This window comes from Duganella sp. GW821-FHT07F09 (genome assembly GCF_059418705.1).
In genome coordinates, this window is record NZ_JBWKQJ010000001.1 from 832,439 (window position 1) to 852,950 (window position 20,512).

Annotated in this window: 20 protein-coding genes; 11 read left to right on the plus strand and 9 right to left on the minus strand. The window is 65.2% G+C overall.

All coding sequences use genetic code 11. The annotated features are described in order from the left end of the window. Window positions 1–109: 109 nt before the first annotated feature. Complete coding sequence (locus AC07P1_RS03815; RefSeq protein ID WP_494694571.1) at window positions 110–1,294, minus strand: helix-turn-helix domain-containing protein; 1,185 nt, start codon at window positions 1,292–1,294, stop codon at window positions 110–112. 155 nt (window positions 1,295–1,449) lie between these two features. On the opposite strand from AC07P1_RS03815, the gene AC07P1_RS03820 reads away from it, so the two are divergent. Together AC07P1_RS03820 and AC07P1_RS03825 are read left to right on the plus strand one after the other, a co-directional pair. Further along, window positions 1,450–2,235: a glycoside hydrolase family 97 N-terminal domain-containing protein gene (locus tag AC07P1_RS03820; RefSeq protein ID WP_494694572.1), complete on the plus strand. Its 786-nt coding sequence runs from the start codon at window positions 1,450–1,452 to the stop codon at window positions 2,233–2,235. A 33-nt stretch (window positions 2,236–2,268) separates the two neighbouring features. Then, complete coding sequence (locus tag AC07P1_RS03825; protein WP_494694573.1) at window positions 2,269–3,363, plus strand: glycoside hydrolase family 97 catalytic domain-containing protein; 1,095 nt, start codon at window positions 2,269–2,271, stop codon at window positions 3,361–3,363. 57 nt (window positions 3,364–3,420) lie between these two features. Here AC07P1_RS03825 and AC07P1_RS03830 read toward each other — a convergent pair whose 3' ends face one another. The 7 genes from AC07P1_RS03830 to AC07P1_RS03860 form a co-directional block, all read right to left on the minus strand. Continuing rightward, window positions 3,421–3,750, minus strand: coding sequence for an L-rhamnose mutarotase (locus tag AC07P1_RS03830; RefSeq protein WP_494694574.1), 330 nt, complete (start codon window positions 3,748–3,750; stop codon window positions 3,421–3,423). Window positions 3,751–3,809: 59 nt separating this feature from the next. Beyond that, on the minus strand, window positions 3,810–4,574 hold the full coding sequence (locus AC07P1_RS03835; protein WP_315221672.1) for a glucose 1-dehydrogenase: 765 nt from the start codon (window positions 4,572–4,574) through the stop codon (window positions 3,810–3,812). Continuing rightward, on the minus strand, window positions 4,567–5,871 hold the full coding sequence (gene fucP / locus AC07P1_RS03840; RefSeq protein WP_494694575.1) for an L-fucose:H+ symporter permease: 1,305 nt from the start codon (window positions 5,869–5,871) through the stop codon (window positions 4,567–4,569). The genes AC07P1_RS03835 and fucP overlap by 8 nt, the downstream gene beginning before the upstream one ends. Before the next feature lie 72 nt (window positions 5,872–5,943). Beyond that, the gene (locus tag AC07P1_RS03845; RefSeq protein ID WP_494694576.1) at window positions 5,944–6,810 is read right to left on the minus strand and encodes a fumarylacetoacetate hydrolase family protein; all 867 of its coding nucleotides are present in this window, start codon (window positions 6,808–6,810) and stop codon (window positions 5,944–5,946) included. 70 nt (window positions 6,811–6,880) lie between these two features. Next, window positions 6,881–7,903, minus strand: coding sequence for an aldo/keto reductase (locus AC07P1_RS03850; protein WP_494694577.1), 1,023 nt, complete (start codon window positions 7,901–7,903; stop codon window positions 6,881–6,883). Window position 7,904: 1 nt separating this feature from the next. Beyond that, on the minus strand, window positions 7,905–9,125 hold the full coding sequence (locus tag AC07P1_RS03855; protein WP_494694578.1) for a UxaA family hydrolase: 1,221 nt from the start codon (window positions 9,123–9,125) through the stop codon (window positions 7,905–7,907). Next, window positions 9,125–9,451, minus strand: coding sequence for a UxaA family hydrolase (locus AC07P1_RS03860; protein ID WP_494694579.1), 327 nt, complete (start codon window positions 9,449–9,451; stop codon window positions 9,125–9,127). The genes AC07P1_RS03855 and AC07P1_RS03860 overlap by 1 nt, the downstream gene beginning before the upstream one ends. Window positions 9,452–9,656: 205 nt before the next feature. Between AC07P1_RS03860 and AC07P1_RS03865 the strand changes: the two genes are divergently transcribed. Genes AC07P1_RS03865 through AC07P1_RS03880 form a run of 4 tightly spaced genes read left to right on the plus strand, consistent with a single transcriptional unit; the run spans window position 9,657 to window position 13,362 of the window. Then, entirely contained in the window at window positions 9,657–10,667 is a 1,011-nt protein-coding gene (locus AC07P1_RS03865) for a zinc-binding alcohol dehydrogenase family protein (protein ID WP_494694796.1), read from the plus strand. After that, window positions 10,668–11,792, plus strand: coding sequence for a mannitol dehydrogenase family protein (locus tag AC07P1_RS03870; protein WP_494694580.1), 1,125 nt, complete (start codon window positions 10,668–10,670; stop codon window positions 11,790–11,792). Beyond that, entirely contained in the window at window positions 11,789–12,664 is an 876-nt protein-coding gene (locus tag AC07P1_RS03875; protein ID WP_494694581.1) for an amidohydrolase family protein, read from the plus strand. The genes AC07P1_RS03870 and AC07P1_RS03875 overlap by 4 nt, the downstream gene beginning before the upstream one ends. Further along, on the plus strand, window positions 12,661–13,362 hold the full coding sequence (locus AC07P1_RS03880) for a FadR/GntR family transcriptional regulator (RefSeq protein WP_494694582.1): 702 nt from the start codon (window positions 12,661–12,663) through the stop codon (window positions 13,360–13,362). The genes AC07P1_RS03875 and AC07P1_RS03880 overlap by 4 nt, the downstream gene beginning before the upstream one ends. A gap of 209 nt (window positions 13,363–13,571) precedes the next feature. Here AC07P1_RS03880 and AC07P1_RS03885 read toward each other — a convergent pair whose 3' ends face one another. Further along, complete coding sequence (locus AC07P1_RS03885) at window positions 13,572–13,859, minus strand: putative quinol monooxygenase (protein ID WP_494694583.1); 288 nt, start codon at window positions 13,857–13,859, stop codon at window positions 13,572–13,574. 146 nt (window positions 13,860–14,005) lie between these two features. Here AC07P1_RS03885 and AC07P1_RS03890 point away from each other — a divergent pair, with 146 nt between their 5' ends. The 5 genes from AC07P1_RS03890 to AC07P1_RS03910 all read left to right on the plus strand — a co-directional run bounded on the left by AC07P1_RS03890 (window position 14,006) and on the right by AC07P1_RS03910 (window position 20,430). Continuing rightward, window positions 14,006–16,114 carry a beta-galactosidase gene (locus AC07P1_RS03890; RefSeq protein ID WP_494694584.1) on the plus strand — a complete coding sequence of 703 codons (2,109 nt, stop codon included), beginning with the start codon at window positions 14,006–14,008 and terminating at the stop codon, window positions 16,112–16,114. A gap of 54 nt (window positions 16,115–16,168) precedes the next feature. Continuing rightward, window positions 16,169–16,987 carry a DUF72 domain-containing protein gene (locus AC07P1_RS03895; RefSeq protein WP_494694585.1) on the plus strand — a complete coding sequence of 273 codons (819 nt, stop codon included), beginning with the start codon at window positions 16,169–16,171 and terminating at the stop codon, window positions 16,985–16,987. Window positions 16,988–17,093: 106 nt separating this feature from the next. Next, entirely contained in the window at window positions 17,094–17,732 is a 639-nt protein-coding gene (gene gmk, locus AC07P1_RS03900; RefSeq protein ID WP_494694586.1) for a guanylate kinase, read from the plus strand. A gap of 24 nt (window positions 17,733–17,756) precedes the next feature. Continuing rightward, on the plus strand, window positions 17,757–17,960 hold the full coding sequence (gene rpoZ, locus AC07P1_RS03905) for a DNA-directed RNA polymerase subunit omega (protein ID WP_008451304.1): 204 nt from the start codon (window positions 17,757–17,759) through the stop codon (window positions 17,958–17,960). A gap of 127 nt (window positions 17,961–18,087) precedes the next feature. Beyond that, a complete protein-coding gene (locus AC07P1_RS03910) occupies window positions 18,088–20,430 on the plus strand; it encodes a RelA/SpoT family protein (protein WP_494694587.1) in 2,343 nt (780 codons plus the stop codon). The last annotated feature ends 82 nt before the right edge of the window (window positions 20,431–20,512 follow it).

Below are 20,512 nucleotides of genomic sequence, written 5' to 3' on the forward strand. Positions count from 1 at the left end.
CGGGACGTTCTTGCGCCATGGCCGAAATCTCTTTCACTAAGCGGAAATGGCAAGCGGTCCTGCGAAAAGTACAAGTGACCGGTCCGGCGTGACCGTGGGGAGCGATCGATCAGGAGGGAATCGGTTCCGCCGGCTGTTTCTGCTTGGTCGACAAAGACCGGAAAGCCTTCGGCGCGCAGCCGTATTCCTCTTTGAACAGCCGGTTGAAATAAGAGACGTTGCCGTAACCGACCGAATACGCGATCTCCGAAACGGTCGCGCCATTGTCCTCGGCCAGCAAACGGCCCGCCTCCGTCAGCCGCAATTTATTCAGGTAACCGGTGAAGGTCATGCCCAGTTCTTTTTTGAGCAGGTCGTTGACTTTGGAGCGATTCACCCCGGTCCCGACGACCACGGACTCCAGATCCAGTTCCGCATCGGCGTAGTTGGTCGCGACGAATTGCAATACCGAAGCCTTTTCCTTGTCCTTGGATGACTCCAGGATCAATTGACGGTAGGCGATCAGCGGCAGATCGTTCTTCTTTTTCGACTCCAGGCTGGCGATCAAGGCCCGCGCGAGGCTGCGGAAAAACCACAGGCCAAACGCGCTCCAGCTGGCCAGCAGGACGACGGCCAGCGCGGCGATATAGCGGTAGTCGCGGCCATGCAGTGTGAATTCGCTGATTTCCACCCGGGAAGCGACGTCGCGGGGACTTTGAAAACTGGTGCCGAAGACGATTTTCGATATCTTGTCCAGCTTGTAGTCCTGCAGCGATACCGGCAGCTTGTGCAAGGAGAACCACCACTCGGGCATGGTCAGCCGGGACAGGTCCACCGCCACCGGCACGCCGGCCTCGTTACAGGAGAAAAAGCTTTGCGGCGTTCTATAGGTCGGGAAATCACCCACCCTGGAGATCTTGTCGTCGAAGGCCAGCATGCCGAAGATGAGCGAATTGGCCGGCGCGCATTTGGCGAGGAAGGTGGCGCTGGTGTACTTCGACCAGTCGACCTGCGCCAGCCGGTCCTGCCGATCGTTCAGCAACAGCGTCGCGGCGGCGAATGGATATTCGATCGCCGTGGTCAGCTGGAAATCATAACGCAGCCGTTCGCCGTCGGGATCATGCATCCGGATGGTCGACGTTCCGCGCCAGGGGGCGTCCGTTTCGCCGACGCTGCGCCAGTGCGTGCGGTCTTGGAGCGGCGCCAGCACGGTCACCGACAGATAGCTCCGGTAAATGAACAACGCCGCCAGCAAGGCGTCCGCCACCACGAGGAAAATCAGCGCGAGGAGCGCCTTCTTATAAAACGTCTGCATCTGCCTTGGTTGGTTGTTGGTCTCGAGGCAATACATCATATGCAGCCGATTAAATAAATGCAAACTGTTCTCAATATATCACATACAATTAATGCGCATAAAGTTCCACCTGCGTGACTGAACGCAGCTTTTTAACCATTTGTGATGACGACATGATGAACATAAAGATAGTGAGCGCGCTGCTGGGATTAAGCTTGACCAGCGGCGCTGCGCTGGCGCTCCAGAGCCCCGACAAACAACTGGATGTTGCCGTAAAAATCAATCCGGACAGTACCTTATCGTACAGCGTGCACCGCAACGGCCAACCGGTGCTGCTGCCATCGCCGCTTGGTCTGACGTTGGCGGACGCGGATTTCTCGCGCGGCCTTCGCTTGGTGAAAACTTCGGCGGTCAAAGCGATCTCCGACAAGTATGCAATGGCGGTGGGCAAGCGCTCCGCCATCCACTACCGCGCCAATGAGCAAGTGTTCTCCATCGTCAATTCCGCCGGGTACAAGATGGATGTGGCGTTCCGCGTGTCCGACGATGGCGTGGCCTTCCGCTATGTCGTCGCCGATGCGCGGATTCCCGTCAAGCGCTTTCTCGGCGAAACGACCGGTTTCGCTTTCAATCCGAAGGCGCGCGCCTTCCTCCAGCCGATGGCGGTGGCCAAGACCGGGTTCGGTAAAACCAACCCGTCCTACGAGGAGCGTTACCAGGTCGACATTCCGGTGGGCCAGCCCGCGCCGTTGAAGGCAGGCTGGGTGTTCCCGGCGCTGTTCAAGAGCGGTGACACTTGGGTGGCGCTGACCGAAGCCAACATGAACGGCAGCTTCCACGCCTCGCGCCTCGCCACCGAGGCGCCCGGCGGCGTCTACCGCATCGACGTGCCGACGCCACCGGAGGTCTTCACGAATGGCAGGCTGCTGGCGGAAACCGCCGGCCCCCTGGTCACCCCTTGACGTGTGGTCGCGGTGGGGTCGCTTAACGCCGTGATGGATTCCACACTCGGCACCGACCTGGCGGCGCCGGCCATCGCGTTCGACCGAAAATTGATCCAGCCCGGACACGCGTCCTGGAGCTGGCCGCTATTGAAGGACGAGTTCACCGTATTCGACGTGCAGAAGAAGTTCATCGACTACGCGGCGGACATGAAATGGAACCACACCCTGGTCGACGCGGAATGGGACCGGCAGATCGGTTACGAGAAGATGGCCGAATTGGCGCGCTACGCCGGCACCAGGGGCGTGAACCTGCACGTCTGGTACAACTCCGCCGGCGCATGGAACGACGCGCCGCAGACGCCGCGCGACAAGCTGCTGACGCACGATGCGCGCGTGAAGGAATTCGCACGCCTGCGCGGAATGGGCGTCAACGGGGTGAAGATCGATTTCTTCGGCGGCGACGGCGTCTCGATGATCCGCTACTACGTCGATATCCTGAAGGACGCGGCCAACGCGGGGCTGCTGGTGAACTTCCACGGCGCGACCCTGCCGCGCGGATTGCAGCGCACCTACCCCAACCTGATGACGGTGGAGGCGATTCGCGGTTTCGAGTTCACCACCTTCGACCAGGGCGACCATGACGCCGTGCCCGCCCACGCGGTGAACGCGGCCATGATCCGCAACCTGTTCGACCCTATGGACTTCACGCCCATGGTCTTCGGCGACATGGGCAAGATCAAGCGCATCACCCGCAACGGCTTCGAGCTGGCCCAGTCGGTGCTGTTCCTGTCGGGTATCCAGCATTTCGCCGAGATTCCCGAGGGGATGGCCACGGTGCCCGAGTATGTCAGGAGTTTTCTGCGCTCGCTGCCGCGCAAATGGGATGACAGCCGATTCCTCGCTGGCTATCCCGGCACCCATGTCGTCGTTGCCCGCAAGGCCGGCGCCAGCTGGTATGTGGCGGGGATCAACGCCGATGAAAGCGAGCGCACGGTCGAGCTGGACCTCTCCTTCATCGGCGACCGCAAGGGCGCCATGATTAGCGATGGCGCCGACCAGCGCGAATTCAGCCAAGCGGAGCTGCGGAGCGGCCAGGCGCGCGTGACGCTGAAACCACGCGGCGGCTTCGTCGCGGTATTTCGCTGATCTTGAAGCGACTGCGGCGCGGCGGCAATGGATGCCGTCGCGCCGCGTTGGGAACCCTCAATCCATATGGAACACGGCGGGCATCATCGCCCAGTGCTCGCCCTCGGCGCGGCTCGCCAGCGGCAGCTGGCAAGGCTCGCAGAAGGTCCACCAGCGGCGCGTCTCCGGGTCGGCGGCGACGGCGCGCATGTCGGCGTCGAAATCGTCGCCGTGGTACTCCCAATAGCCGAACAGCAGGTTCTCCGGCTCGCGCAGGAAGATCGTGTAGTTGCGCACGTTCGCGGCGGCCAGCGTGGCCAGCACCTGCGGCCACACGGCCGCGTGCAGGGCCTTGTATTCATCGATCTTATCGGCGGCTATCCCGATCACCATGCCCATGCGTTCCATCGTCCGTCCTTGTTCCATGTTTTGTAAAAAATGCCGCGCCGCGCCAAGCCGAGCCGCGCTCAGGCGTTGAGCGTGATGAAGCCGCCGTCGATCGGATAGTCGCTGCCGGTGATGAAGGAAGCCTCGTCGCTGCACAGGTACAGCGCCAGCGCGGCCACCTCCTCCGGCCGCGCCATGCGGCCGATCGGCTGCGTCTTCGACAGCCGCTCGAACATCTCCGCCTCCTGGCCAGGGTAGTTCTTGGCCAGGAAGCCGTCGACGAACGGGGTGTGCACGCGGCCCGGCGAGATCGAATTGCAGCGGATGCCGTCGCCCAGATAGTCCTTCGCCACCGACAGGGTCATCGCCATCACCGCGCCCTTGGCGGTGGAATAGGCGAAGCGCTCCGGCACCGCCACCCACGCCGCCACCGACGCCATATTGAGAATGACGCCGCCGCCGTTCTCCTTGAGCAGCGGTATCGCCGCGTGCAGGCAGTTGTAGGCGCCCTTGACGTTGACGCCGATGACGCGGTCGAAGTCCTCTTCGGCGGTGTTGTCGGCCTTGCCGACATGCGCGACGCCTGCGTTGTTGATCAGAATGTCGATCGGCCCGATCGCCGCGAAGCAAGCGCGCACCTGCGCCTGTTGCGTCACGTCGCAGGTCTGCGCGGCGGCGCGGCCGCCCTCCTCCGCGATCTCGCGCAGCACTTGCGCGCCCGCGTCCGCGCCGATGTCGAGGATGTGCACCGACGCGCCGCGCCGTGCGAACAGCATGGCGATGGCGCGGCCGATGCCGCTGCCGCCGCCGGTGACGACGGCCGTTTTGCCGGTCAGTTCAAACATGTGCGATGCTCCCTGTCGATGTGGCGGTTGCCTCCGCCGGCGCTGCCTGAAGCACGTTCCGCGCGAACCAGCCGATCACGAGAAAGCACAACAGCGGCGCGGCGTAGCCGTACTGGAGATTGTGGGTGATGTCGCTGATGGCGCCGAACAGCAGCGGCAGCACCGCGCCGCCGACGATGGACATGACGATCAAGCTGCTGCCCATCTCGGTGTCGGCGCCGGCATCGCGGATGCCGAGCGAGAAAATGGTGGGGAACATGATGGACATGAAGAACGCGATGCCGATCACCGCCACCAGGCTGGCGGTGCCGCTGGCGAACATCGCCACCGCGCACAGCGCCACGCTGGCCAGCGAATAGACCAGCAGCAGGCGCGCCGGCGCGATGTATTTCATCAGGCAGGTGCCGGCGAATCGGCCGACGACGAACGCGGTGCCGCAGCCCCAGCCCAGGTAATCGGCCGCCGCGATCTGCGACACGCCGGCCGCCCTGGTCGCGTACAGGATGAAGAAGCTGAACACGCACACCTGCGCGCCGACATAGAAGAATTGCGCGACGACGGCGCGCCGGATCGACGAACGCCGCCACGCCCGCATGACCGCCCCCTTGGCGGGCGCCGGCTGGACGTTGTCGGCGGCGGCGCCGATGGCCGGCACCTTGAGGAAGAAGAACACCACCGCGATGGCGGCGATGACCAGCGCGATCGCCAGGTAGGGCCCCTTGACGCTGGCCGCCTCCGTCGCCAGCGCGGCCTGGCGCGCGCCTTCGGACATGGCCTGCAACTGCGCGTCGCTGTGGCCCTCGACCAGGATCAGGCGGGCGCCGGCGATGGGCGCGAGCATGGCGGCCAGGCCGTTGAACGATTGCGCCAGGTTCAAGCGCTGGGTGGCGCGCTCGGGCTTGCCCAGCAGGGTGACATAGGGATTGGCCGCCGTTTCCAGCACCGTCAGCCCGCAGGCGATGACGAACAAGGCGCCCAGGAAGAATATATAGCGGTGCGTGTCGGCGGCCGGGATGAACAGCAGCGCACCGACCGCGAACAGTCCCAGGCCGCACAGCATGGTGTTCTTGTAGCCGGCCTTGCGGATCAACAGGCCGGCCGGCAGCGCCATCACGAAATATGCGATGAACACCGCCGAATCGACCAGCGCGGCCTCCAGCACGGTCAGGCTGAACGATTTCCGCAGATGGGGAATCAGGATCGGATCGAGGTTATGGACGAAGCCCCACATGAAAAACAGCGAGGTGATCATCACGAAGGCGAACTTGTAGGTCTGCCGGTTGGATTGTTCGGTCATTGCCTTGTTGTCTCCATCTTGTATCCCTGCTTGTATCCCTGCGGCGCCTGGTTTTTTTGTGCGCCGTGGACTTTAATTGTCGATCAGCTCCGGATTCCAGGCGTGGACGGTCTGGTTTTGCTGGCCCAGGCCCTCGATGCCCAGCGCCATGCGGTCGCCCGGGCGCAGGTAGATCGGCTCCGGCTTTTGCCCCAGGCCGACGCCGGGCGGCGTGCCGGTGCTGATCACGTCGCCCGGGTTGAGCGTCATGAAGCGGCTGATGTAGCTGACCAGGTGGGCCACCGTGAACACCATCGTGCGGGTGTTGCCGGTCTGGTAGCGCTTGCCGTTCACGTCCAGCCACATGGCCAGGTTCTGCGGGTCCGGCACTTCGTCGGTGGTGACCAGCCACGGTCCGACCGGACCGAAGGTGTCGCAGCCCTTGCCCTTGTCCCACTGGCCGCCGCGTTCGAGCTGGTACTCGCGCTCGGACAGGTCGTTGACCACGCAATAGCCGGCCACGTGGTCGAGCGCGTTCCCGATGTCCACGTAGCGCGCGCGGGTGCCGATCACCACGCCCAGCTCCACTTCCCAATCGCTCTTGACCGAGCCGCGCGGCAGCACCACCGGATCGTTGCAGCCGATGATGGCGCTGGTGGCCTTGGTGAACAGCACCGGCTCGGCCGGCACGTCCATCCCCGATTCGGCCGCGTGGTCCGAATAGTTCAGGCCCACGCAAATGAGCTTGCCGATGTCGGCCACGATGGGGGCCAGGCGGCCCGGTTCGGCGACCACCGGCAGCGACGCCGGATCGATCGCGGCCAGCAGCTTCAGGCTGTTCTTGCCTAGGTAGGCCGACGTCAGGTCCGGCAGCGCGACGGACAAATCGCGCACGACGCCTTGAGCGTCGCACAGGCCTGGTTTTTCGTGGCCCTTGGGGCCGAAGCGCAGCAATTTCATTGGTTTCCTTTATACGTCACGTCAAAACAGCTTGAAACAATCGGGTAAAAACGGGTAAATACGGCGAAGCTCACGCGCCCTTGGGCGTGGGCGCGCCGGCGGCGATCAATCCATCGCGCGCCAGCGCGTCCCACAAGGCGGCGGGCAGCGGCCGCGCGAACCACTGCGCGTTCTGGCGCAACTGCGCAGCGCTTTGGGCGCCGGGGATGCACGACACCACCGCCGGATGGGCCATCGGGAACTGCAGCGCGGCCGCCTGCAGCGGCACGCCGGCCCGCGCGCACACCGCCGCGATGGCGTCGACGCGGTCGACGATGTGCGCCGGCGCGTCCTCGTAGTTGAATTTGCGGGTGCCGGCCAGGATGCCGGAGTTGAACGGACCGCCGATCACGATGCCGACGCCGCGCCGCGCGCAGGCGTCCAGCAGCGCCAGCGCGCCCTGTTCGAGCAGCGTGTAGCGCCCGGCCAGCAGCGCGCAATCGAGATCGCACACCTCCATCGCCTCGGCGACCGCCTCCCATTCGTTGACGCCAAGGCCGATGGCGCCGACCGCCCCCTCGTCGCGCAGTGCCGTCAGCGCGCGGAAGCCGCCGCCGTCCGTCAACTGCTCCCAATAGCGCGCGTGCAGGTCGCCGTGGGTGGCGCGGCCGATATCGTGCACGTACAGGATGTCGACGCGGTCCACGCCCAGGCGCTGCAGGCTGTCCTCGTGCGAGCGCATGACGCCGTCGTACGAATAGTCGTAGTGCGGCCGGAACGGCAACGGCTCGGCCCAGCCGGATTCGCCGGGCTCCACACCGGCGTCGGGCCGCATCAGGCGACCCACCTTGGTGCTGAGCACATAGCCGTCGCGCGCGCGCGCGCGCAGCGCCTCGCCCAGCCGCCGCTCCGACAGCGTGTAGCCGTAATAAGGCGCGGTGTCGAAATAGCGGATGCCCAGGTCCCACGCGGCATCGACGATGGCGCGGGCATCGGCCTCGCCGACGGCCTGGTACAGCCCTCCGAGCTGCGCGCAGCCCAGCCCCAGGCCGGTCAGCGCAATGTCGCGGCGCGCCAGCTTGCGCGGCGCGCCCGGGTGCGGATTGGCCTCCATGCTAGGCCGCTTTCAAGGGGAAGCATCCGGGACCGGACGCTTCGAACTGCTTATAGGTGAGGATGAACTCCTGGTGCCCCAGCGCCTCCGAGCAGCTCTGCGCGCCGTTGGCCACGCCCACCACCAGTTCGACGATCTCGCTGCCGACCTGCTCCAAGGTGGCCTCGCCGTTGAGGATGCGGCCGGCGTTGACGTCCATGTCCTCGGCCAGGCGTTCGTAGGTTGCCGGGTTTGCGCACACCTTGATCACCGGCGCGATCGCCGAGCCGACCACCGAGCCGCGCCCGGTGGTGAACAGCGTGAGGTGGGCGCCGCAGGCGATCAGTTCCACGATCTCGGCGTTGTCCGAGATATTGGGGAAGCCGAAACGCACCTCGCCGTCCGGCACCACGTCCAGCAGATACAGGCCGCCGCCTTCGGGCTGGTCGCCCGGTTTGAGGATGCCGCTGATCGGCGAGGCGCCGCTTTTGGCGTAGGCGCCGAGCGACTTTTCCTCCTGCGTCGTCAGGCCGCCGTCGGCGTTGCCGGGGGCGAAGCTGCCGTGGCCGAGCACCGTGTAGTAGTGCGCCGCCTTGTTCACGCAGGCGACGATGGCGTCGCCCAGCTCCGGCGTGGCGGCGCGCCGCTTCATGTGGAACTCGCAGCCCACCAGTTCACCGGTCTCCTCGAAGATGCAGGCGGCGCCGGCCGCGACCAGCTGGTCGAAGGCCACGCCGACGGCCGGGTTGGCGGTGATGCCGCTGGTGCTGTCGGAGCCGCCGCAGATGGTGGCCACCACCAGTTCGTCGAGGCGCATCGGCACGCGCTGTTGCGGCGCCAGCGCCTCGCGCGCCCAGCGCACCCATTCGATGCCGTCGGCGACACTGGTGCGCGTGCCCCGGTTCTGCTGGATGGTGAGTGTGTGCACCGGCCGGCCGCTGGCGGCGGCCTCCTCCTCCAGGCCGCGCCGGTTGAAACTCTCGCAGCCGAGCGAGACGATCAACGCGGCGCCGACGTTGGGGTGGGTGACCAGGCGCCGCATCATCGTATCGGCGTAGTCGTTCGGATAGCAGCCGGGGAAGCCGATCAGGTGCACCTCCTCGCCGGGAAACGCGTTGACGATCAGGCGCGCCACGTGGTGGGCGCATTCGACGGTGTAGGCCACGACGACGACGTTGCGGATGCCCTTGCGGCCGTCGGCGCGCGGATAGCCATGCAGCGCCGGCAGGGAGGTGTTGGTCATCAGTGGGTGCTCCCGATGAAGGAATGGGCGTCCGACGCCAGGGTGTAGGTCGGGATGTAGTCGCTGACCAGGTTATGCGTGTGCAGCATGGCGCCGGACGCCACGTCGGCTGTCACGGTGCCGATGATGGCGCCGTAGCGCAGCACCTTGTCGCCGGCCTTGAGCGCGCCGCGCGCGACCTTGTAGCCCAGCGGGACGTCCTCCGGCAGGATGACGGGCGCGCCGTCGATCTCCAGCGCCTCGCCGGCCGCCAGCGGGACGCGCGCGATCAGGCAGTTGTCTTCCGGCGACATCAATAGCAGGCGCGACGCCTGGGTATCTGGCATGGGTGCTTCTCCGGGTCGGTATGGGATGAGTAAAAATCAAGTGTTTTCAATATATCGCAAACCTTGCGATTATTGGCGATAAAAATGTAAATCACTCAAAAACATAATAGAACGTATAAAATTTAATACTCGAATGTACTTGATATATTCGATACACTCAAGGTATAACTTAACATATCACTATCCTTACCCGGAAAATCTCATGATGAAAACCGTTGTCTGCCTGTCCCCGGGCGCGCTGGAACTGGTGGAGCGTCCGCTACCCCGGGCGGCGGCCGGCGAGGTGCTGCTGCGCGTGCGCCGCATCGGCCTGTGCGGCACCGATATGCATATCTTCCGGGGCACCCAGCCCTTCCTGCAATATCCGCGCGTGATGGGCCACGAACTGTCCGGCGAGATCGTCACCGCGCCCGAAGGCAGCGAGCTGGCGCCCGGCGACCAGGTGTACGTGATGCCCTACCTGTCCTGCGGCACCTGCGTGGCCTGCCGCCAGGGCAAGACCAACTGCTGCACCAACATCCAGGTGCTGGGCGTGCACCGCGACGGCGGCATGGCGGAGTACCTGGCGCTGCCCGAGCGCTTCGTGTTCAAGACCGACGGCATCTCCCTCGACGACGCGGCCATGCTGGAATTCCTGGCCATCGGCGCCCACGCCGTGCGCCGGGGCGGCGTGGGCGCCGGCCACAAGGTGCTGGTGGTCGGCGCCGGTCCGATCGGCATCGCCGTGGCTCTCTTCGCCCGCCTCAACGGCGGCGGCGTGACGGTGCTCGACGGACGCGCGGACCGCCTGGCGTTTTGCCGCACCGCGCTGGGCATCGAACAGACGGTCGCGGTCGACGGCGAAGACAAGGACCGCCTGTCGGCGCTGACCGGCGGCGATTTTTTCGACGTCGTGTTCGACGCCACCGGCAACGTCAAGGCGATGGAGCGCGGCCTGGAATTCGTCGCCCACGGCGGCACGTATGTGCTGGTGTCGATCGTGCTGGACCGCATCTCCTTCGCCGATCCCGAATTCCACAAGCGCGAGACCAGCCTGCTGGGCAGCCGCAACGCCACCGCCGAGGACTTCCGCACGGTGCTTGCGGCGATGAAGGCCGGCCATGTGCCCACCGGTTTGATGAACACGCACCGCGCCACCCTGGCTGAATTCATCGACGTGCTACCGCGCTGGATGGACCCGGCGGCCGGCGTCATCAAAGCCATCGTCGAGGTGTAAATGACGTCGCCCATACTGCAATTCGGCACCAGCCGCTTCCTGCAGGCGCACGTGGACCTGTTCGTCCACCAGGCGCTGGAACAAGGACAGGCGCTGGGCCGGATCACCGTGGTGCAAACCACCGACAGCCGCGCCAGCGCCAGACGGGTGGAGGCCTTCAACGCGCCTGGGGGCTACCCGGTGCGCATTCGCGGCCGCGCCGGTGACATGGTGATCGAGCAGGAGCAGCGCGTCACGGCGATCGAAACTGGACTGCACGCGGACCGCGACTGGGCCGCGATCCGCGAACTGGCCGCCACCTCGGTACGGGTGATCGTCTCGAACACCGGCGACCGTGGCTACGAACTCTCCGACCATGATGGACCCGCGCTGCTGGAAGCGCCGACGGCGCCGCGCGGCTTCCCCGCGAAGCTGCTGGTGCTGCTGCACCAGCGCTACGTGCGCGGCGCGGCGCCGGTGACGCTCTACCCGTGCGAGCTGGTCACCAACAACGGCGACGTGCTGCGCGACGTGGTGCGCCAGCTGGCCCGCTCGTGGGGCCTGGACGGCGGCTTCATCGCCTATCTGGGCACGGGCTGCGTGTGGGTCAATTCGCTGGTGGACCGCATCGTCTCCGAGGCGATCGAGCCGGCCGGCGCGGTCGCCGAACCTTACGCCATCTGGGTGATCGAAGCGAAAAGGAAGATGGTGCTGCCATGCACCCATCCGCAAATCGTCGTCACGGACAAGCTGGAACCGTACGAGCGGCGCAAGCTGTTCCTGCTCAACCTGGGCCACACCTTCCTGGCCGAGCACTGGCTGCAGTACCAGCGGCCGAAGGACGAGACGGTGCTGCAGGCCATGTCCGATCCCAAACCGCGCGCCGAGCTCGAAGCGCTGTGGGAACAGGAGGTGCTGCCCGTGTTCGACGCGCTGGGCGAGGCCGACACCGCGCGGGACTACCTGGCGCAGGTGCGCGATCGCTTCTGCAATCCCTTTCTCGCCCACCGGCTGGCGGACATCGCCCAGAACCACGAGGAAAAGAAACGCCGCCGCCTGCGCCCCGTGGTGGCGCTGGCCAACGAGCTGCAATTGCCGCTGGCGCAGCCGCGCCTGCGCGCGGCGCTGAGACTGGCGGCGGCATGAGCGGGCGCGATCCAATTCGATCCAGGTCCGGGCGCGTCGACGCCCACCAGCATTTCTGGCAACTGGCCGCGCGCGCCGGCGCATGGCCGCCGCCGTCGCTCGCGCCCATCCATCGCGATTTCCACCCGGACGATCTGGCCGACCTGCTGTATCAAAACGGCGTCGCCGCCACGGTGCTGGTGCAATCCCTGCCCGACGAGGCGGACACCCGCTTCCTGCTGGACCTGGCGGACCGCCACGCCTTCATCGGCGCGGTGGTGGGCTGGGTGGACCTGAAGGCGCCCGACGCCGCCGGGCGCATCGCCGCCCTGGCCGCCCATCCCAAGCTGCGCGGCCTGCGGCCCATGCTGCAGGACCTCGACGACGACGGCTGGATCGACGATCCCGCCGTCACGCCGGCGGTCGACGCCATGCTGCGCCACGGCCTGCGCTTCGACGCGCTGGTGCTGCCGCGCCACCTGCCGTCGCTGCTGGCGTTCGCGCGCCGCCACCCCGGGCTGCCGATCGTGATCGACCATCTGGCCAAGCCGGTCATGGGCGCCGTTGCCGACGCGCGCTGGCTGCACGACATGGAGCGCCTGGCCGCCGAGCCGCAGGTGGAATGCAAGCTGTCGGGCATGGTCACCGAGGCGGGCCCCGGCTGGACGGTGGAACAACTGGCGCCCTATGCGCGCCATGTGCTGGAGGTGTTCGGGCCGGAGCGCGTGATGTGGGGCAGCGACTGGCCTGTGCTGCGGCTGGCGGCCGATTACACGGCGTGGGTGGATGCCAGCGAAGCGCTGCTCGCCCATCTGGACCCGGCACAGCGGGACGCGGTATTCGGCCGGAACGCCGTGCGCTTCTACGGCATCGCGCGGACGGTGGCGGCATGAACGGCTTTCAGCCACAGGCCACGCGCCCGGCCGAACCGCGCATGTACCGGGTGGTGGCCGAGCGCATCCAGGAGCTGATACGGGAGCAGCGGATGGAACCCGGCGAGCGACTGCCGTCGGAGCGGGAATTGGCGGCGTCGCTGCGGGTAAGCCGCGCCTCATTGCGCGAAGGGCTGATCGCGCTGGAGCTGGGCGGCGTGGTCGAGGTGCGCGGGGGTTCCGGGGTGTATGTCAGCGAACGTGCGACCTCCCTGGCCGAAGTGCCTGAAGCCGGCCCGGGACCGTTCGAAGTACTGTCCGCGCGCGGCGTGATCGAGACCGAGGTGGCGGCGATGGCCGCGAAGAACGCCTCCCCCGACGCGCTGAGCGCCATCCTGGCGGCGTTGCTGGAGATGGAGCGCAGCCACGAGGACCGCTCCAGCAACGAGCAGGCCGACCGCAATTTTCATCTGGCGATCGCGCGCGCGACCGGCAACACGGCTCTGGTGGGCGTGATCGACTACCTTTGGCGCCAGCGCAGCAGCCTGTGGCATCGCTTGAAGCAGCACTATCGGACCGAGGAACTGCGCATCTCGACCTTGTCGGACCACCGCGCGATCCACGACGCCATCGCCGCGCGGGATGCCCCCGGCGCGCGCAAGGCGATGCGCCAGCACCTGGAACGCGTCACCCGTACGTTCGCCGGTGGCGGCAGCTGAGTACCCTGCCGCGTTTAGCCGCCGACGGAGCATGGCGGATTACGCTGCGCTAATCCGCCCTACGTGTTTCAGATATCCGGCACGTGTTGCGGTCGCCGCACGCGATTGAAATATCCGGTGATGCCATTGTCTGCGGACCACGGTTCCACGTAGGGCGGATTAGCCGGCACGGCGTAATCCGCCACGAACCGCCACTAGCCCCTCAAAAATTACAGTAATTGATTCAGCTTTGTGACCTTGATGTCGGCCACCTCGCCGATGGTCTTGACCAGCTCCAGAAAATGCGGCGTCGTTTCGTGCAGCGCATGCGCTTCGGCGTCGTCCCAGGCTTCCAGCATGACGAAGGTCGCCGGATCGCCCAGATCCTGATGCAGGTCGTAGCGGATGCAGCCCGCTTCGGCGCGGCTCGGCGGCACGATTTGGTCCAGCGCGGACCGCACCAGCAGCTCGGAACCCGAATGGGCGGTAATGGTGGCGACAATAATCAGATCTGACATGTTCTATCCTGTGGGAATGTTGAGACTCTTATAATTGGGGCTGTTTGCCAAACCAAAAGCCCTCGCCGCGAGTATCGGCCCGGCGGAGGAGCAATAATGTATGGTATGTTCGAAAGTTGTCGATAACAAAACCAATTGGAGACTGAATGGCCTACCCGGGACAATTCACGCGGGCCGCGCTCGCCATCGCCGTCGCGCTGACATGGTCGCAATCGGCCGCCATCGCCGCGCCAAAACTGCCGGAAACCGTGCTGTTCGGCGTCGCCTACTACGACGAGTACACCCCGGTCGACAGGATCGACGAGGACGTGCGCATGATGAAGGAAGCCGGCATCAGCGTCGTGCGCATCGCCGAATCGACCTGGGGCACGCTGGAACGCAGCGAAGGCGTGTTCGACTTCACCCACGTCGACCGCATGCTGGCCGCCTTCGACAAGGCCGGCATCAAGGTTATCGTCGGCACGCCGACCTACGCCATCCCCACCTGGCTGGCGCGCCAGCATCCCGACGTGCTGGTGACCACCCCCAAAGGCCGGGCCGACTACGGCCCGCGCCAGAACATGGACATCACCAACCCGGACTTCCGCCGCGCCGCCGAACGGGTGATCGTCAAGCTGATCGACCACGTCAAGGACCACCCGGCCGTCATCGGCTACCAGGTCGACAACGAGACCAAGGCCTACTTCACCAGCGGCCCGAACGTGCAGGCCGCCTTCGTGGCCGCCATGCGCAAGAAGTTTCCGGACCTGGAACAACTCAACAAAGCCTTCGGCCTGGATTACTGGAGCAACCGCATCAATAGCTGGGAGGATTTCCCGTCGGTGAACGGCTCCATCAACGCCAGCCTGTCCAACGCCTTCGCCGACTTCCAGCGCGGCCTGGTCACCGAGTACCTGACCTGGCAGGCCGGCTTGGTGCGCGCCCGCGCCCGCCCCGAGCAGTTCATCACCCAGAACTTCGATCTGGGCTGGAAGGACCATTCGTACGGCGTGCAGCCCGAGGTCAACCACTGGGAGGCCGCCAAACCGCTCGACGTCGCCGGCATCGACATCTACCACCCCAGCCAGGACAAGCTGACCGGCGCCGAGATCGCCTTCGGCGGCGACCTGACCCGCTCGCTGCGCAACGGCCAGAACTATCTGGTGATGGAGACGCAGGCGCAAGGCTTCTCTCACTGGACGCCCTACCCCGGCCAGTTGCGCCTGCAGGCGTTCAGCCACCTGGCCAGCGGCGCCAACATGGTCGCTTACTGGCATTGGGCGACCACCGCCAACGCCATCGAGACCTATTGGCGCGGGGTACTGTCGCAGGACTACCAGCCGAACGAGGTCTACGCCGAGGCCAAGACCATCGGCGCCGACCTGCAAAGGCTGGGACCGAAACTGGTCAACCTGCGCAAGAAAAACCAGGTCGCGCTGTACGTCAGCAACACCGCGCAGGCCGGCTTCGACGCCTTCAAGGTCAACGTGGCGGGCAAGAGCTTGAGCTACAACGAGGCGGTGCGCCCCTACTACGACGCGCTGTACCGGATGAACGTCGAAGCCGACATCCTGTCGCCATCGTCCACCGCCGCGCTGTCGGACTACAAACTCATCGTGGTACCGTCGCTGTACGCGGCCAGCGACGCCGAGATCGCCAGACTGAACGACTACGCCAAGGCCGGCGGGCGCGTGCTGTACACCTTCCGCAGCGGCTTCTCCGACGAGAACACCAAGGTGCGCTACGCGGTGCAGCCGGGGGCCATCAGCGAGGCGGCGGGTGTGCGTTACAGCCAGTTCACCAACCCGGTGGATGTGACGCTGGACGGCGATCCGTTCAAGGTCGGCAAGCAGGACAACCAGGCGCGCTGGTGGATGGAGTTCGCGACGCCGACCACCGCCAAGGTGCTGGCGCGCTACAAGCATCCGTCGTGGCCGAACTACGCGGCCGTCACGCGCAACAGCTACGGCAGCGGCGAGGTGACGTACGTCGGCTTCATGCCGACCGACGCGGTGATCGGCAAGATCGTGGCCGAGCAGGTGGAACGCGCCGGCATCGCGCTGCCGCAGGCGCGCTACCCGCTCATCGTCCGTGGCGGCACGCTACAGAACGGCAACGGGGTGCGTTACTTGCTAAACTATTCGGCCAAGCCGCAGCGCGTCAGCTACACCTACGCCAACGGCACCGAGCTGCTGTCGGGACGCGCGGTGAAGCGCGGCCAGGCGCTGGAGCTCGAGCCCTGGGGCGTGGCCATCGTCGAGGAACGCCGACCTTAGTCGGCGCGGCGCCGATTCCGGCCACGATCTTGCAACGACTTTCGAGGAGCACGCATGGCCGCATCGAACGCAAAATCGACTATCCGGGTGGGCATCGGCGGCTGGGATTTCGCGCCGTGGCGAGAGACGTTCTATCCCAAGGACGTGCCGCAAAAAAAGGCGCTCGAATACGCCAGCCGGCACGTCACCAGCATCGAAATCAACGGCACCTTCTACCGCACCGCCAAGCCCGAACATTTCGCCTCGTGGAACGCGCAAACGCCGGACGATTTCATCTTCTCCGTCAAGGCCAGCCGCTACGCCACCAACCGCAAGGTGCTGGGCGAGGCGGGCGAATCGATCGAACGCTTCATCGGCAGCGGCCTGGCGGAACTGGGCGACAAACTCGGCCCCCTGCTATGGCAACTGGCGCCGACCAAACAGTTCGATCCGGACGACCTGGAAGCGTTCTTCAAACTGCTGCCGGCCAAACTGGGCACGTGCAAGCTGCGCCACGTGCTCGACACCCGCCACGACAGCTTCATGTGCGCCGACTACGTCAAGCTGGCGCGCAAGTACAAGGTCGCCAGCGTGTTCACCGACTCGCCCAAATTCCCCTCCTTCGCCGACGTCACCGGCGATTTCGTCTACGCCCGCTTGATGAACGCGCAAAGCGAACAAGTGACCGGCTACACCAAGCCGGCGCTGAAGAAATGGGCGGCGGTCGCGCAGCAATGGCAGGCCGGCGCGCTGCCGCCGGAACTGCCGTATGCGGAGCCGCCGCCTTCGACATCCAAGGCCGGCGACAAGGCGCGCGCGGTGTTCGTCTACTTCATCAACGGGGCCAAGGAACGCGCGCCCGCCGCCGCCCAGCACTTGATCGGACTGCTGTGAGCGCGGCCCGATTGAACGCAAATTGAAAGCCGAATTGAATGCCGGCCATTGCTCTTGGTAAAATACGTCTTTGGGCGCTGCCCGCATACGCATTTGAAAGTCAGATATGAACTCATCCAACGCATTCGCCGGCAGCCTGTTCATGGTGGTGGCGCCATCGGGCGCCGGCAAGTCGACGCTGGTCAACGCGCTGCTGGCGCAGGAACCGACGATCAAACTGTCGATTTCGACCACCACGCGCGCGCCGCGTCCGGGTGAAACCCACGGCAAGGAATACTACTTCACCAACGCCGAGGATTTCGTCGCGCGCGCCGACGCCGGCGAGTTCCTGGAGTGGGCCGAAGTGCACGGTAACTACTATGGCACCTCGCGCATCATGGTCGAGCAGCAGATGAAAACCGGCACCGACATCCTGCTCGAAATCGACTGGCAGGGCGCGCGCCAGGTCAAGAAGCAGTTCCCGCAGGCGGCCGGCATTTTCATCCTGCCGCCGTCGATCGACGCGCTCGAACAACGGTTGAAAAAACGCGCCACCGACGAGGCCCACGTGATCACGCGCAGACTGCTGGCGGCCGGCGGCGAAATCGCCCACGCTCCCGAGTTCGAGTATGCTATTATCAATGAAGAATTCGCGGTCGCCCTGTCTGAATTGACGGCGATTGTCAGAGCGGCCCGTTGCCGGTTTGCGCAACAAGCGGCACGCAACACCTCGCTATTTGCCCAATTGGGTATCCACGCTGAATAAATACACAAGATTTTAGGAGTTAAGATGGCCCGTATTACTATTGAAGATTGTCTCAAAACCATTCCGAACCGTTTCCAGCTGACCCTGGCCGCGACCTACCGCGCACGCCAACTGCTGCAAGGCCACACCCCTAAAGTGGAAGCCAAGGACAAGCCGACCGTCGTCGCGCTGCGCGAAATCGCCGCCGGCAAGGTCGGTCTGGAAATGTTGAAAAAGGTCCCAATGTAAGTTGGGCCCGCGTTCCCGAACAATGTGAATGATGGGCGTTGGCAGCAATTGAGCAGCGGTTGAGCAATAGCGCACGCCATCAGGTAGTATTTACATTGACATTCTCATTACGACGGAACGCACACGTATGAATCTGATCCCCGCCGATCCGACACTTAGCGGCAAGCCCCGGTCCAAGCAACCGGGCAAGCAGCCGGCCAAAGCGCCGGCCGCAGCCACGTCGGGCGCCAACGCGGGCGACAGCACCGTCTCGACCATCGCCTCCTCCGCACCAGCCCCCGTTCAACCAGTGATTTCCTCGTCGCCCCTGGCCACGCCCACCCTGACCGCCGGCGTCGCGTCCGTCACGCACCTGACCGAAAAACTGGCCGAGTACATGACACCCGCCGACCTCAAAAAGGTCAAGGAAGCGTACCGTTTCTCGGACGAGATGCACCTGGGGCAGGTGCGCAAATCGGGCGAGCCGTACATCTCGCATCCGATCGCCGTGGCCGAGATCTGCGCCGACTGGAAGCTCGACGCGCAAGCCATCATGGCCGCGCTGCTGCACGACGTGATGGAAGACCAGGACGTCAAAAAGGACGAGTTGATCGAGCGCTTCGGCGCGCCGGTCGCGAACCTGGTCGACGGCCTGTCGAAGCTGGAGAAAATCGAGTTCCAAAGCCAGATCGAGGCGCAGGCGGAGAACTTCCGCAAGATGCTGCTGGCGATGGCGTCGGACGTGCGCGTCATCCTCATCAAGCTGGCCGACCGTCTGCACAATATGCGCACGATGGAGGTCATGGCGCCGGCCAAGAAGGCGCGCATCTCCAGCGAGACGATGGAAGTGTACGTGCCGATCGCGCACCGCCTCGGCCTGAACAACATCTACCGCGAGCTGCAGGACTTGTCGTTCTCGCATCTGTATCCGCTGCGCTACCGCACCCTGGCAAAGGCCGTGAAGGCGGCGCGCGGCAACCGCCGCGAGGTGGTGTCGAAGATCCTCGACTCGGTCAAGACCACCTTGCAGATCGCCGACATCGAGGCGGAGGTCTACGGCCGCGAGAAAACCCTGTACGGCATCTACAAGAAGATGCGCAGCAAGCACCTGTCGTTCTCGCAGGTGCTCGACGTCTACGGCTTCCGCGTGGTGGTCGACAGCTTCCCGAACTGCTATGTCGCGCTGGGCACCCTGCACTCGCTGTACAAGCCGATGCCGGGCAAGTTCAAGGACTACATCGCGATCCGCAAATTGAACGGCTATCAGTCGCTGCACACGACCCTGATCGGCCCATACGGCACGCCGGTCGAGTTCCAGATCCGCACCCAGGAGATGCACCGCACCGCCGAATCGGGCGTGGCCGCGCATTGGCTGTACAAGAACGGCGAGTCGAACCTGTCGGACCTGCAGCAGCGCACCCACGCGTGGCTGCAGTCGCTGCTCGACATCCAGCAGCAGACCGGCGACTCGGCCGAATTCCTCGAACACGTCAAGGTCGACCTGTTCCCCGATTCGGTCTACGTGTTCACGCCCAAATCGAAGATCATCGCGCTGCCGCGCGGCGCCACGCCGATCGACTTCGCCTACTCGATCCACACCGGCATCGGCGACCACACGATCGCGGTCAACATCAACAACGAGCCGGCCTCGCTGCGCACGGAGCTACGCAACGGCGACATCGTCGAAATCGTCACCGACTCGTCGTCGCGCCCCAGCCCGACGTGGCTGTCGTTCGTCCGCACCGGCAAGGCGCGCTCGGCGATCCGCCACCATCTGCGCACCATCAACCTGCCGGAATCGATCACGCTCGGCCAGCAGCTGCTGTCGCAGGCGCTGACGTCGCTGGGCATGAGCGCCGACCTGGAAGACCACCTGATCGAACGGCTGCTCAACGAATCGAGCGCCAAGTCGCTCGACGAACTGTATGCCGACATCGGCATCGGCAAACGCATGGCGGCGCTGGTGGCGCGCCACATCTTCGGCCTGCGCGGCGGCGAATCGGCCAGCGCACCGGTGGACCACAACAGCGCCGCCGAACTCGATCCGGTGACGATCTGCGGCAGCGAGGGCGTGTCGGTGCAATTGGCGCCGTGCTGCCTGCCGATCCCGGGCGACTCGATCGTCGGCCAGTTGCGCCGCGACCAGGGCCTGCTGGTGCACACCAACGACTGCACCCTGGCCAAGCGCCAGAAGATCAAGGAACCGGACCGCTGGATCGCCGTCAAGTGGGGCGCGGAATTGAACCGCCGTTTCGACAGCCGCATCAAACTGTTGATCAACAACGAAAAAGGCATCCTCGCGCGCGTCGCGGCGGAGATCGGCGAGGCCGACGCCAACATCACCTACGTCGGCATGGACGAGGACAAGGAACACGTGCTGCACCAGTTGCGCTTCACGATCCAGGTCAAGGACCGCGTGCACCTGGCGGGCCTGCTGCGCAACGTGCGCCGCGTGGTGGGCGTCAACCGCATCCTGCGCGAGCGCAGCTGAGACGCTGCGCGCGAGAATAAGCTTCCATCTAAACCACGTAGGGCGGATTAGCGCAGCGTAATCGGCCATGCATGCGCCACCG